The organism is Cellulosimicrobium cellulans (assembly GCF_007679345.1).
In the GTDB taxonomy this organism is placed as follows: domain Bacteria; phylum Actinomycetota; class Actinomycetes; order Actinomycetales; family Cellulomonadaceae; genus Cellulomonas; species Cellulomonas cellulans_A.
The window spans coordinates 105213-118540 of record NZ_VEGH01000005.1; the positions used below are offsets into that span (position 1 = coordinate 105213).

The 13328-nt window shown below is 71.9% G+C and carries 9 protein-coding genes; 3 read left to right on the forward strand and 6 right to left on the reverse strand.

The genetic code is table 11. The features are described from left to right. Positions 1-55: 55 nt before the first annotated feature. From FS882_RS08405 to FS882_RS08415, 3 genes are read right to left on the reverse strand one after another with little or no spacing between them, the layout of a single operon-like run. Positions 56-1696, reverse strand: coding sequence for an extracellular solute-binding protein (locus tag FS882_RS08405; protein ID WP_158372625.1), 1641 nt, complete (start codon positions 1694-1696; stop codon positions 56-58). 55 nt (positions 1697-1751) lie between these two features. Beyond that, positions 1752-2678 carry a carbohydrate ABC transporter permease gene (locus FS882_RS08410; protein ID WP_230322822.1) on the reverse strand — a complete coding sequence of 309 codons (927 nt, stop codon included), beginning with the start codon at positions 2676-2678 and terminating at the stop codon, positions 1752-1754. Then, on the reverse strand, positions 2672-3727 hold the full coding sequence (locus FS882_RS08415; protein WP_187365216.1) for an ABC transporter permease: 1056 nt from the start codon (positions 3725-3727) through the stop codon (positions 2672-2674). Before FS882_RS08415 ends, FS882_RS08410 begins: the two co-directional genes overlap by 7 nt. 268 nt (positions 3728-3995) lie before the next feature. Between FS882_RS08415 and FS882_RS08420 the strand changes: the two genes are divergently transcribed. From FS882_RS08420 to FS882_RS08430, 3 genes are read left to right on the forward strand one after another with little or no spacing between them, the layout of a single operon-like run. Beyond that, positions 3996-5027 (forward strand): LacI family DNA-binding transcriptional regulator, encoded by a 1032-nt coding sequence (locus FS882_RS08420; RefSeq protein ID WP_262348155.1) that lies wholly within the window; start codon positions 3996-3998, stop codon positions 5025-5027. Further along, positions 5024-6466 (forward strand): serine hydrolase domain-containing protein, encoded by a 1443-nt coding sequence (locus tag FS882_RS08425; protein WP_158372627.1) that lies wholly within the window; start codon positions 5024-5026, stop codon positions 6464-6466. Before FS882_RS08420 ends, FS882_RS08425 begins: the two co-directional genes overlap by 4 nt. A gap of 22 nt (positions 6467-6488) precedes the next feature. After that, positions 6489-8540 carry an alpha-glucuronidase gene (locus FS882_RS08430; RefSeq protein ID WP_158372628.1) on the forward strand — a complete coding sequence of 684 codons (2052 nt, stop codon included), beginning with the start codon at positions 6489-6491 and terminating at the stop codon, positions 8538-8540. 36 nt (positions 8541-8576) lie between these two features. Here FS882_RS08430 and FS882_RS08435 read toward each other — a convergent pair whose 3' ends face one another. The 3 genes from FS882_RS08435 to FS882_RS08445 all read right to left on the reverse strand — a co-directional run bounded on the left by FS882_RS08435 (position 8577) and on the right by FS882_RS08445 (position 12915). Further along, on the reverse strand, positions 8577-9149 hold the full coding sequence (locus tag FS882_RS08435; protein ID WP_187365217.1) for an LppA family lipoprotein: 573 nt from the start codon (positions 9147-9149) through the stop codon (positions 8577-8579). Between the two features lie 53 nt (positions 9150-9202). Further along, positions 9203-10885, reverse strand: a complete 1683-nt coding sequence (locus tag FS882_RS08440) for an alpha/beta hydrolase (RefSeq protein WP_158372630.1) — start codon at positions 10883-10885, stop codon at positions 9203-9205. 611 nt (positions 10886-11496) lie between these two features. Continuing rightward, positions 11497-12915, reverse strand: a complete 1419-nt coding sequence (locus FS882_RS08445) for a glycoside hydrolase family 1 protein (protein WP_158372631.1) — start codon at positions 12913-12915, stop codon at positions 11497-11499. Positions 12916-13328: the final 413 nt, after the last annotated feature.

The following is a 13328-nucleotide window of genomic DNA, read 5'->3' on the forward strand; positions in this document are numbered from 1 at the left end:
AGCTCGCCGCCGTCCCGGGCGCGAGGGCAGTGGCGCCCGGGACGACGGCGAGGGCTCAGCCGTTGTCGGACACGTAGCGGTCGCGGGCGCCGTTGACGACGTCGACGTACTGCGTCGCGCCCTTGCCCTCCAGGTCGGCGACGAACGCGTCCCACTCGGACAGGTCGCGCTGGCCGAGGATGAACTGGATCGTGCCCTGCGAGACCGCGTCCCGCAGCGTGGTGTCGATCAGCGTCAGCTGCTCGCTCTCGGTCTCGTCCAGCGGGGCCGGCGGGGCGAGGTCGATCATGTCGTAGTCGGCGATCGACTCCTGGAACGCGACCTCGGCGTCGGAGAACGTCGACCACAGCAGCTCGGTGGCGCCGCCGTAGGCGAAGTTGCCGCCCGCGAACCCGAAGTCCTTCTGCAGGTGCTTCGTGCCCGTCGGGTTCAGCCCGACGTAGTCGACGTCGGCGGCGAGGGTGCGGGTGCCGTCGGCGGCCTTCTCGAAGGTCGTCCCCTCGACGCCCCACTTGGTGAACTCCTGGCCCTCGTCCGAGTAGAACAGCCAGTCGATGAACTGCATCATCGCGACGAAGTCCGGCGAGTCCGCCGCGTCGGCGTTGATCATGATGCCGTTCTCGGTCTGGGTGACCGGGTTCAGCACGCAGCCGACCGGGCCGCAGGGGAACGGGATCTTCGCGACGGTCGCGTCCGGGTCGTTGGTCGCGAGCCCGGGCTCGTACTCGTTGACGACGCTCTGCGCGTTGGTGCCGATGGCCACCGACTTCCCGGTGACGAACTTCTGGATCGCGCTGTCGTCGTCCTGGGTGAAGCTCTCGGGGTCCATCAGGCCGTCGGCGACGAGGTCGTGGAAGTACTCGACCATCTCCTTGTACTCGGGCATCGCGGCGGTGGCGACGAACTCCTCGGCGTCGCCGTCCCAGGTCGCGTTGTTGTAGCCCCAGCCGGCGGAGGTGCCGAAGCTGAGCGCCGCCATGTTCAGCAGGTTGCCGCCCGGGTAGGTCTCGGAGAACCGGTCGGAGAACGGGTACTCGCCGGGGCGGGCCTCCTTGATCGCCTCGAGCGTGGTGCGGAACTCGTCCCACGAGGTCGGGGTGGCGAGCCCGAGGTCGGCGAGCACGTCCGTGCGCATCGCGATCGTGTAGTCCTGCCACGGCGCCTCGTGCAGGCCGGGCAGCACGTAGTACTTGCCGTCCGCCTGCCGCAGCTGGTCGATGTTGTCCTCGAGACCCCAGTCGGCGACCTTCTGCTGGAAGTTCGGCATCAGGTCGACGTAGTCGGAGACGGCGAGGATCGCGCCCGAGGACACGAACGCGTCCTCCTGCCCCGGGTAGGTCTTCGCGATGATCGACGGGGCGTCGCCGGCGCCGATCAGCAGGCTGCGCTTCTGCTCGTAGTCGGACATCGGCACCAGCGTCGGGTCGAGCGTGACGTTCGTGCGGTCGGTGATCTCGGACCACAGCAGCCAGTCGTCCTGCGACGGGTAGTTCGGGTGGTCGGAGAACAGCATCGAGAAGGTGAGCGGCTCGGTCGCGGTGAACTGGTCGCCGGCGGCGTAGTCCTCCATCGCCCCCGTGCGGTTGTCGAGGCCGGAGGTCTGCTCGTCGCCGTCGGAGCCGCCGGAGCAGGCGGTCAGGGCCAGGGCGAGGGCGGCTGCGGCGGCGAGGCCGCGCGCCCGCGTGCGCTGGGACATGGCATTCCTTTCGTGACGAACTTCGTCGTTTGTCGCGGGAGGGGAAGAGCGGGGGTCAGCCCTTGACCGAGCCGAGCATCACCCCCGAGACGAAGTACCTCTGCACGAACGGGTAGACGCAGAGGATCGGGAGGACGGTGAGCACCATCGTCACGGACTGGATGTTCGCCGAGACCTGCGCGACGTCCGCGGCCGCGGCGCCCGTGGACTGGGCGGTCGACGACCCGGCGATGAGGTTCCGCAGGTAGACCGTGACCGGGAACAGCTCGGACTTGTCCATGTAGAGGAAGGCCGCGAACCAGGAGTTCCAGAAGCTGACCGCGTAGAACAGCAGCATCGTCGCGATCACCGCCTTGGACAGCGGGATGACGATCTTCCACAGGATCCGGTAGGTGCCGAGGCCGTCGATCTGCGCGGCCTCCTCGAGCTCCAGCGGGAGGTTCTCGAAGAACGCCTTCATCACCAGCAGGTTGAACACGCTGATCGCGTTCGGCAGCACGATCGCCCACAGCGAGTTCTTCAGCCCGAGGCTCGTGATGAGCACGTAGTTCGGGATCAGACCGCCGTTGAAGAACATTGTGAACACGGCGATGCCGATGAGCACCGAGCGCCCGCGCAGGTGGTGCTTGGAGATGACGTAGGCGTAGCAGGTGGTGAGCACCAGGGCGATCGCCGTCGCGACGACGGTGTAGATCACGGTGTTCTTGTAGTTGGTCCAGAACATCGCGTCGTTCATCACGAGCTGGTAGGTCGTGAGGTTGAACCCGACCGGCCAGATGTTCACCTGCCCCGACCGGATCGCGGTGTCCGAGGAGAACGACCGCGCGATGATCATGAGGAACGGGTAGAGCGTCACGGCGACGACGCCGAGCAGCGCCACCACGTTGAACGCCCGGAACACCTTGTACCCGCGGGTCTCCCGCAGCAGGCTGCCGGTGCGCGCGGGCAGCGGGCCCGCGGAGGTCTCGACGGTCGTCACCACAGGCTCGCTCCCACCGCTCGCTTCGAGATCGCGTTCGCGGAGAGGATCAGCGTCAGGCCGATGATCGACTCGAACAGCCCGATGGCCGCCGCGTACGAGAAGTTGTTGGACACCAGGCCGACCCGGTACAGGTACGTCGAGATGACGTCGGCCGTGGGGTAGGTCAGCGGGTTGTAGAGCAGCAGGACCTTCTCGAACCCGACCGCCATGAAGGTGCCGATATTGAGGATGAGCAGCGTGACCATCGTCGGCCGGATGCCCGGCAGCGTGATGTGCCAGGTCTGCTTCCACCGGTTCGCGCCGTCGATCCGCGCCGCCTCGTACAGGCTCTCGTCGACCGTGGTCAGCGCCGCGAGGTAGAGGATCGTGCCCCAGCCGACGGTCTGCCAGACCTCGCTCGACACGTACACCGCGCGGAACCACTCGGGGCGCTGCAGGAACGGCACCGCGTCCCCGCCCAGCGCCGTGACGACCTGGTTCACCGTGCCCTCCAGCGAGAGCAGCTGGAACAGCATGCCGGCGATGATCACGATCGACAGGAAGTGCGGCAGGTAGGACACCGACTGCACGAACCGCTTGAACACCCGCGAGCGCAGCTCGTTCAGCAGCAGCGCCAGCACGATCGGCAGCGGGAAGCAGAACAGCAGCGTGAGCGCCCCGATGACCAGGGTGTTCCGGAAGACCATCCAGAACGTCGGGTCGGACAGGAACATCTCGACGTAGCGGAAGCCCACCCACTCCTCGCCGAAGATGTTGCCGCCGGCGCGGAACTTCCGGAACGCGATGACGTTGCCGAGCATCGGGGTGTACCGGAACACCGCGAAGAAGATCAGCGGCAGCACGGCGAGGGAGTAGAGCTGCCAGTCCTTGCGCAGCGCCGTGCGCCAGGGGATCTTGCCGTCCATCCGGCCGCGGCGCGTCCGGCGGCTGGTGCGGCCGCGGCGGGCGCGGGCGTCGGGGTCGGCGGCCGGGGTGATCTCCGCAGCCGGGCCGGCCGGCCCCGCGGGCACGGGGGCCGGCGTGGTGATCTCGGGGCCCTGGACGGTCATGCGCTCACCGCCGCGGGGACCACGACCGGCCGGCGCGGGTGGCGTCGGGCGGGAGGCGGTGCGTCGCTCATGTGGCATCCACTTCGTCGTGGGTCCGGCCGGCCGCGCGTCGTCGAAAGTTGCGCTGCGTCGACCGATACTGTTTCACCCGCACCGTAGGGGCGTCGGGCGACGTCCGTCAACCACTCCCCCGATCCTGCCGATGAGCGAGGTGCGTGCGCTACAGTCGGGACCAGCTGCTCGACAGCGACAGTTTCGAAGGGGAACCATGCCGAGAGGCCGCACGACGATCGCCGACATCGCCAGCGAGGTGGGCGTGTCGATCCCGACCGTGTCGAAGGTGCTCAACGGCCGCACGGACGTCTCGGAGTCGACCCGCGCCCGCGTCGAGGCTGCGCTGGAGCGGCACGACTACCGCAAGCCGGTCGCCACGCGCACCTCCGGCCACGGCGTGCGGCTGCTCGACCTGGTGTTCCACGCCGCCGACAACCTGTGGGCGCAGGAGATCATCAAGGGCGTCGAGCAGGTCTGCGGCCCCGAGCGGGTGGGCGTCGTGCTGTCCGAGCTCGGCGGCGCGCACCGCCCGACCCAGGAGTGGATCGACGACGTCATGGCCCGCCGGCCGCTCGGCGTCCTGCTCGTCCTGTCCGGGCTCGACCCCAAGCAGCGCCACCAGCTCGAGTCGCGGAACATCCCGTTCGCCGTCGTCGACACCCAGGGCGAGCCGCCCGCCGGCGTCCCGACCGTCGGCTCGAACAACTGGAACGGCGGCCTGTCCGGTACCCGGCACCTGCTCGCGCTCGGGCACCGCCGGATCGCCGCGATCTCCGGGCCGGACGACATGCTGTGCTCCCGCGCCCGGGTCGACGGCTTCCGCAGCGCGCACGACGAGGTCGGCGTGCCGTGGGACCCCGCGCTCATCCGGTGGGGCGCGTTCGACGCCGAGAGCGGCTACCGGCACGGGCTCGACCTGCTCGACCGCCCCGACCGGCCCACCGCCGTGTTCGCCGGGTCGGACTACCAGGCGCTCGGCGTCCTGCGCGCCGCCCGCGAGCTCGGGCTGCGGGTGCCCGACGACCTGTCCGTCGTCGGGTACGACGACCTGCCGATCAGCCAGTGGATCGACCCCGGGCTGACCACGGTGCACCAGCCGCTGCGGGAGATGGCGTCCATGGCGACCCGGATGCTGCTGACGCTCGCCGCGGGCGGGGAGCCGCCGTCGACGCGGGTGGAGCTGGTGACGGAGCTGGTGATCCGGGCGTCGACGGCGGCGCCTGCTGCGGCCGGGGGTCGGTCGTGATCGGGTTCGGCGAGGCGCTCGACGCGCTGGACGGGCTCGACCCGCACGCTCTCGTCGTCGCCCGCCACGGGACCGTCCTGGCGCGCGCGACATGGGCGCCGTACGACTCGGAGCACGCCGGGCTCGTCTACTCGGTGTCCAAGTCGGTCACCGCGATGGCGGTGCTGCTGCTCGAGTCGGAGGGGCGGCTGGCGCTGTCCGACCCCGTGGACGCGCACCTCGACCTGCCGAACCCGCACGGGTTCACGCTGCGGCACCTGCTCACCATGTCGACCGGGCACAGCCGCGAGCAGACGTCCGTGATGCCGGCTGACCCCGCGGTCCTGCTGACGACGCCGCCCGAGTTCCCCGTCGGGACGCGGTTCGCGTACTCCTCCCCCGCGACCTGCACCCTCGGCCGCGTCGTGCACGCCGTCGCCGGGGAGCAGCCGACCGCGTACCTCCGGCCGCGGCTGCTCGACCCGCTCGGCATCGGGCCGCGGTGGTGGCGGCCGCTCGCCGGCGTCGAGCAGGGATTCTCGGGGCTGCACCTGACGGTCGACGACCAGGCGCGGCTCGGGATGGCGCTGGCGGCCGGGGGCGTCGCGCCGGACGGGACGCGGGTGCTGCCGGCGGCTGTGGTCGAGGCGATGGCGTCCACCTTCGTGCCGACGGCCGACACCTTCGTCGAGGACCACCAGGGCCCCGAGCCCGACACCGCGCACGACGACTGGGCGCTCGGGTACGGGTACGGGGTCTGGCGGAGTCGGCACGGGTACCGGATGGACGGGGCGTACGGGCAGTTCACGCTCGTGGTGCCGGAGTCCGGGGTGGTCGTGGCGTACCAGGGGTCGGCGATGGACACGCAGCGGGTGCTGGACGTGCTGTGGGGGCTGGTGGCGGCGGCTGCGTCGTCGCCGGCCGGGGCGGCGGGTGCGGGCGACGCGTCGGGCGGGGCGGCCTCGCCGGCCGGGGCGCTGCTCGGCGGCGTCGCGGAGCGGGACTCGTGGGCGGCGCGCGACCGGTACGTCGCGTCGGACGCCCCCGCGCTCGACGTCGCGGGGTGGTCGCTGGACGACGCCGGTCCCGACGCCGGGCCCGCCGCGTGGCGGTTGACGATCCCGGCCCGCGACGGCCAGCCCGGCGGCGTCGTCGCCCTGCGCCCGGACGCGTGGAGCCGCGGGTCCCTCGCGCTCCGCCCCGGCGACGTCGCGTCGAGCGCCCCGAGCGACCCCGTCCCCGACGGCGTCGTCCCCGTCGCCGCCCGCGCCGAGCGGCTGCCCGACGGGTCCGTCCGCGCGCACCTCGTCGCGACCTCCTCCCCGCACCGCCTCCTGGTCACCCGCGCCCCCGACGGCGCGCTGTCCGCCCGCTGGCACACCGCCCCGCTGTGGGAGCCCACGCTCGCCACCCTGCTCGTCCCGCCGCTGGTCGCCGCACCGGCGCGGGGACCGTCCTGACCGCTCGACCCCCACCGGAGCCATGACCCCCGACAACGCCGTCGCCGTCACCGTCCACCCCGCCTGGCTGCCCGACACGGCCCTGGCCCCGCTGCGCGCGCAGCCGTCCGCCGTCCTCGGCGCCGGGCCGTGCCTCGACACGGTTCGCTCGGAGCTGTCGACCGGCTCCTCGGGCCCGGCCGCCGCCGAGGCGCGGCTGGTCGTCGCGCCGGTCGAGGCGGTCGCGTCGCCGTCGTCGATCGGCCTCGACGCCCTCCCCGAGGTCCCCGCCGGCGGCCACGCCATCGTCCGGACCGCCGACCGCACCGTGCTGCTCGGCGCCGACGGCCCCGCCACCCTGCGCGGGCTCTACGCGCTGGCCCGCGAGGAGGCGGTGGCCCGGATGCTCGGCCGCGACGCGGCGCCGGGGACGACGACGAGCGCCCCTGAGCAGCCGCTCCGCATGCTCGACCACTGGGACAACATGACCGTGCACCCGGTGATGGGCCAGATCGAGCGCGGCTACGCCGGCGGCTCGATCTTCTACGCCGACGGCGAGGTCCGCGCCGACCTGAGCCGGGTCCGCGACTACGCCCGGCTGCTGGCCGCGACCGGCGTCGAGGCGGTCGGCATCAACAACGTCAACGTGCACGCCCACGAGGCCCGGCTGCTGACCGACGGCCTGCCGGACGTCGCCCGCATCGCCGAGGTGTTCCGGGCGTACGGGATCCGGATCTTCCTGTCGGTGTCGTTCGGTTCGCCGCAGCGGCTGGGCGGTCTGCCGACGTCGGACCCGCTGGACCCCGAGGTGGCCGCGTGGTGGGCGTCGACCGCGGACCGTGTGTACGCGGCGGTCCCGGACTTCGGCGGCTTCCTCATCAAGGCCGACTCGGAGGGCCAGCCCGGGCCCTTCGCCTACGGGCGCAGCCACGCCGACGGTGCGAACATGCTCGCCGCGGCCCTCCGCCCGCACGGCGGCACGGTCCTGTGGCGGGCGTTCGTCTACAACCACCACCAGGACTGGCGGGACCGCAGCACCGACCGCGCGCGGGCGTCGTACGACCACTTCGCGCCGCTCGACGGCACGTTCGCCGACAACGTCGTCCTGCAGGTCAAGCACGGGCCGATGGACTTCCAGGTCCGCGAGCCGCTCTCCCCCGTGCTGGCCGCGATGCCGCGCACCCGGCTGGCGATCGAGCTGCAGGTGACCCAGGAGTACACCGGGCAGCAGCGGCACGTCTGCTACCTCGCGCCGGCCTGGCGGGGGTACCTGCAGTTCCCGCTGGACGGTTCGCGGGCGGTGGCGTCGATCGTCGCTGGGTCGGGGCCGTCGTCGCCCGCAGGTGGGGTGGCCGCGGTCTCGAACGTCGGGGACGACGCGTTTTGGACCGGGCACCCGCTGGCCCAGGCGAACCTGTACGCGTTCGGGCGGCTGGCGTGGGACTCGACGCTCACGGCCGAGGACGTGCTGGACGAGTGGATCGCGCTGACGTTCGCCGGGGCCGGTTTGGATGATCTGACGCGGATCCGGTCCGTGCTGCACGAGGTCATGGACGGCTCGTGGGCGCGGTACGAGGGGTACACCGCGCCGCTGGGCGTCGGGTTCATGGTCGACCCCGGCACCCACGGCGGGCCGTCGGTCGACGGGTACGAGTACTCGCGCTGGGGGACGTACCACTTCGCCGACCGCGACGGGATCGGCGTCGACCGCACGGTGGCGACCGGGACCGGGTTCGCGGGGCAGTTCCCGTCGCCGTGGCGGGAGATGTACGAGTCGGTCGAGACCTGCCCGGACGAGCTGCTGCTGTTCTTCCACCACGTGCCGTACTCGCACGTGCTCGGGTCGGGGAAGACGGTGATCCAGCACATCTACGACTCGCGTTCCGAGGCAGTCGAGGGGCTGGACGCGGTCGAGGCTTCGTGGGACTCGTTGGCGGACCTCGTGGGCGGGGCGGTTCCGGCCGAGTTCGACGCGCGGGTGCGGGAGCGGCTGGAGGTGCAGCGGGCGTCGGCCGTCGAGTGGCGGGACCAGGTGCGGAGCTACTTCTGGCGGAAGTCCGGGGTGAAGGACGCGTCGGGGCGGGTCGTGTACTGAGCCGGGCCGACCCGGGCGAGTTGGCGCCCGCGGCCGTCAGCCCTCCAGCGGCGAGGGACGCTGCTCGCCCTCGGCCGGCAGCCGCTCCCAGAGGTGGCACCCCGTGCGCACCGACAGGATCGTGTTCGCCGCCATGCCGAACCGGTACCTGCCGCCGTACTCGTCCTCGCCCACGACCTCCAGGTCGTCCGCCTCGTCCACGACGGTGCGGCGCTCGGTGAACCCGTACCGGTCACCGACCTCCTGCACCAGCTCGACCGCCCGGGGCCAGTCCGCCGGCGCGAGCGTGCCGGGCGCCCAGAGCGTCGCCAGGTCGACCTCCTCCGCATCGTCGTCGAGGCCGGCCCCGTCGCAGAGGGAGCGAGTCATCCCGGTGTCCTCGGTGTCCATCCGCCACTGCAGGCCCGGCAGCTCGGCCTCGACGGCCGCGATCATCTCGCGCTCCATCGCCTCGTAGCTGTCGAGCACCTGCTCCATGCGCGGCCGTGCCTCCACGGTGTCCACCTGTTCCGGGCCGTTCGACCCCTCGCCTGATCCGGGTCCGCCGCCGGTGCAGCCCGACAGCAGCGCCGCCAGGACCAGCACCGACGACGCGAGCTTCGTCCTCACATGTCCTCCACCGTGCCGGGGTCGCGCGCGCGTCACCGGGCCCTTGCGCGTCATCAGTAGGTCCCCGGGACAGGCCAGCTGAGGAGGTCCCCCGCACCGCGTCCGCCGTCGAGCACCATCCGGTCCGGCGCCCCGGCGACCACCGCCGCGATGTTGTGCTGGCTGGTCGTGTCGTCCGACAGGTAGGCGCTGTGCCCGGTCGATTCGCCATACGCCGTCCCGTCGACCGTAGCTTCCCGGGCGGAGAGGCCGGTGATGCCGTCGATGTAGGTCGGGTCGATACCGAAATTCCCCAGGTCGGCGACGGGATCCCGACGCGCCTCGATGCGGAACATCTGTCCGTCGGGCACGTGGAGGTCCTCGACGTGGGAGGTTCCCAGCCCGGGCGACCCGAACACGACCGCCGAGTCCACCCCTGTCTGCTGCTGCAGCGCGATGCCGGTGGTCGTCGACCCGTACGAGTGCCCGAGTGCGGTCAGGTGCGGGTCGTCCGCCCGCGAGGCGTCGACGCCCCGGTAGAAGTCCGCGAGCGAGGCCGCCCCTGCCTGCGCGGACGAGTCGCTGGTGACGAACTTGCCGCCGAGGTCGTACCACTCGTCCCACTGCGGCGCCTCGTACCCGAGCCACGAGACGGTCGCGACCGTTCCGCCGTCGCCGTACTTCAGGGACTCGGAGCGCGCGACCGAGCGCAGCTCGGCCATCGACTGGTCGTAGTTCGCGAGGCTGCCCGCGACCGTCGTCGTAAAGCCGGGTGTGAAGACGGCGACGTGGTCCGCGGTGTCCACGTCGCCGACCGCGACGGCAGCCATGAGCTGACGCTCACCGTGGATGTCGAGCGTCAGAAGCTGACGCGAGCCCCGCGCGAGGACCTGCTCGACGCGGTCCAGCCCCGCGAGCTTCTCCCGGATCACCTCGAGCCGGGCGTCGTCGCTCGTGAACGCCCCGCCGAAGAAGTTGTCGTCCAGCGCGGCCTGCAGGCGGGCCGCCTCCGCCTCCAGCTCCGCCCGGTAGACCGGGATGAGCGCGCGGTTGGCCTGGTCGCGCACGCCCGCCGGGATGCCGTCGGTGTTGCCGAGCCACTCCGGGTGCTCGGCCAGCACCTCGGCGCGCTCGTCATCGGTGAGCGACTGCCACCAGGCGCTGGCCTCCGCGGGGGTGCCGCCGAGCGGAGCGGGCCGCACCTCGAGCGACCCGCTGGCGGCGCCTTCCGCGGCCGCGTCGGCGAGCGAGCCGCCGGGGGCCGTGAGCGCGCCCGACCCGACCCGGTCGAGCACCGCGGCCAGCTGCGCGTCGGCGTGCTCGGCGGTCAGGACCGTCTGCCGCAGGCGCTCGACGAGCTCCGTCGCGGCGAGCGCGCGGTCCGCGGCGACCTCGTCCGTGTAGCAGGCCGTGTCGCTGACCCGCCCGGTCGCACGGTCCACCGCGAACCCGTTGCGCTGTGCCCAGTCGAGGACCCCGGAGAGCTCAGCCTTGGCCGCACGGATCGAGGCGGCCGCCTCGTCGACGGCCGTGGCGACAGCCGACACCTCCGTCACGGCCTGCGCGAGCCCGTCAGCGAGGGCCCGGTGCGCGGCGAACGCGGCAGTCCGCGCCGCGCTGATCCAGCTCGCCGGAGGCGCGCCGGCGTCGAGCTCGTCCTGGAGCCCGACGAGCCGGGACCGCTCCGCGACCAGCGCGTCCGCGGCGCGGGTCAGCGCGTCCGGGTCCCAACCGAGCACCGTGGCGATGCCCGTCATCGCGGTGCCGCCCCCAGCCGGGTCGTCAGACGCTGCATGGTCGCGGAGACCGCGGCGTCGTTGGCCTCGGTGTCAGCGACGGCAGTCGACATCCGACCGGCTTGGTCGGCTGCTGCTCGCGACCAGGCCGTCGTCTGGGCCGACCAACGCCCGTGCACCCGCTCAGCGGGCCCGGCGCTCAGGCTGCCCGGCACTGCCGCCCCGACGTCGACGGCACGCTCCGGGTAGGTCGCTGAACGCACCGCGTCACCCGCCTCGGCGATCCGGCCGGCCGACGCACGCACGTCGGCCGGGACCAGCTGAACGTCCGCCACCGTCTCCCCCTGAGATCTGCAGCCTGCCTGACCAGGGCACACTCTAGGGGGAGATGGCCGGTCGACACCCTCGACTTCGACGCGACGTTCCCACCCCGAGGCAGGACGCCACGTGGGTGCCGACGGGTCCGCCAAGGTGACCCGGTCCGGACCGCGCTCGACGGCTGAGGGCGGAGGGCCCGGGCGCGTCGACGGCTGCCCGTGGGCCCCAGACCCAGATGAGTCGGTACGCCCAGGAGCGGGCCCCTTCGCCACGAAGGGGCCCGCTCCTCGCCCGAGTACAGAGCGCCCCGCGCGCTACCGCTCCAGGCTCCCCCCGTTCGTCCGGATCACCTCGGCGTACCAGTCGAACGACCTCTTCCGGTACCGCTCCAGCGTCCCCGACCCGTCGTCGTGCCGGTCGACGTAGACGAACCCGTACCGCTTGCTCATCTGCGCCGTCCCCGCCGACACCAGGTCGATGCAGCCCCACGTCGTGTAGCCGAGCACGTCGACCCCGTCGCGCAGCGCCTCCTCCACCTGCACGAGGTGCTCGTTGAGGTACGCGATCCGGTAGTCGTCGACCACGGTCCGCGCCCCGTCCACCTCGACCAGCTCGTCGACGGCCCCGAGCCCGTTCTCGACGATGAACAGCGGCTTGCGCCACCGGTCCCAGAACTGGTTCATCACGATGCGCAGCCCGACGGGGTCGATCTGCCAGCCCCACTCGCTGGCCACCAGCGTCGGATTCGGCACGCCGCCCATCATGTTGCTCTGGCCCTCGAGAGCCCCGGGGTCGGCCGTCTCGCAGATGCTCGAGTAGTAGGAGAACGACACGAAGTCGACCGTGTGCGTCAGCGTCTCGCGGTCGTCGTCGGTGATGTCGAGCTCGACGCCGAGCTCACGGAGGTGCCGCAGCAGGTACCCGGGGTACTCGCCCCGGCAGTGCACGTCGCCGAACGCCAGCGTCTGGTGCTGCGTCCGCAGCACGGCGAGCGCGTCGGCCGGCGACGGCGTCAGCGGGTACGCGGGCACCGCGATGAGCATGCAGCCGACCTGCGCGTCAGGGGCGACCTCACGGGCGATCTTCGTGGCGAGCGCGCTGGCCACGAGCTCGTGGTGGATCGCCTGGTAGAGGTCGGCCGGCGACAGCTCGTCCTTGGGCGTGAGGATCGCGCCGCTCAGCAGCGGGGCGTGCAGCACGGCGTTGATCTCGTTGAACGTCAGCCAGTACCTGACGCGCGACCCGTACCGCTCGAACAGCGTCCGCGCGTACGTCGCGAAGTGGCCGATCATCTCCCGGCTGACCCAGCCGTCGTACCTCCGCGCCAGCGCCAGCGGGGTCTCGTAGTGGGAGATGGTGACCAGCGGCTCCATGCCGTGCTTCTCGCACTCGTCGAGCACCCGGTCGTAGAACGCCAGGCCCTCCTCGTTCGGCTCGGCCTCGTCGCCGTTCGGGAAGATCCGCGCCCACGCGATCGAGAACCGGAACGTCCGGAAGCCCATCTCCGCCAGCAGCGCGATGTCCTCGGCGTACCGGTGGTAGAAGTCGATGCCCACCAGCTTGAGGTTGTCCGGCGTCGGCTCGTCGGTGGGCGGTCCCATGATGCCGCGGGGCATGACGTCCTGGATGGACAGGCCCTTGCCGCCCTCGTCGTACGCGCCCTCGCACTGGTTGGCGGCGGTGGCCCCGCCCCAGAGGAACCCGGGCGGGAAGTGGGTGTCGGTGGTGGTCACGATGGCGCCTCTCTGCGATCGGGGAAGGGGGCGCGGCTGATGTCGCGGATGGACCGTCTCCGGGCATGAAAAAAGACCTGCGCGAACCGGGCGCAGAAGGCCTCGGACGCGGCAGGTCTTGCCTGATCTGGTCAGTCACAATCCTGGTCGACGTCGCCATTCCTACCGTTGCCCCGAGAGGCCGTCAAGCCCCTCTTCGCCCCGCCGCGGGTGCTACTCATCAGTCTGTGGACACCCGGTGTTGACAGGCGCTCAAGCGGCGCTGCTAGGTTCGCCGCAGTCGCCGCTCGACGGCGGCTCGTGCAGGTCCGGGGTTGTTACTGGCGACAGGCAAAACCCGAGCCGAGGCTGGTCGGAGCATTGTTTCCGCCTGCCACCGGCTCGGGGTTTTTTCGTGCCCAGAATCGCCCCGA

Excerpts from the sequence above, each read along its gene's own strand:
- FS882_RS08440 (WP_158372630.1), bottom strand. The coding sequence starts at position 10,885 with ATGACGGGCATCGCCACGGTGCTCGGTTGGGACCCGGACGCGCTGACC.
- FS882_RS08415 (WP_187365216.1), bottom strand. The coding sequence starts at position 3,727 with ATGACCGTCCAGGGCCCCGAGATCACCACGCCGGCCCCCGTGCCCGCG.
- FS882_RS08405 (WP_158372625.1), bottom strand. The coding sequence starts at position 1,696 with ATGTCCCAGCGCACGCGGGCGCGCGGCCTCGCCGCCGCAGCCGCCCTC.
- FS882_RS08420 (WP_262348155.1), top strand. The coding sequence starts at position 3,996 with ATGCCGAGAGGCCGCACGACGATCGCCGACATCGCCAGCGAGGTGGGC.
- FS882_RS08430 (WP_158372628.1), top strand. The coding sequence starts at position 6,489 with ATGACCCCCGACAACGCCGTCGCCGTCACCGTCCACCCCGCCTGGCTG.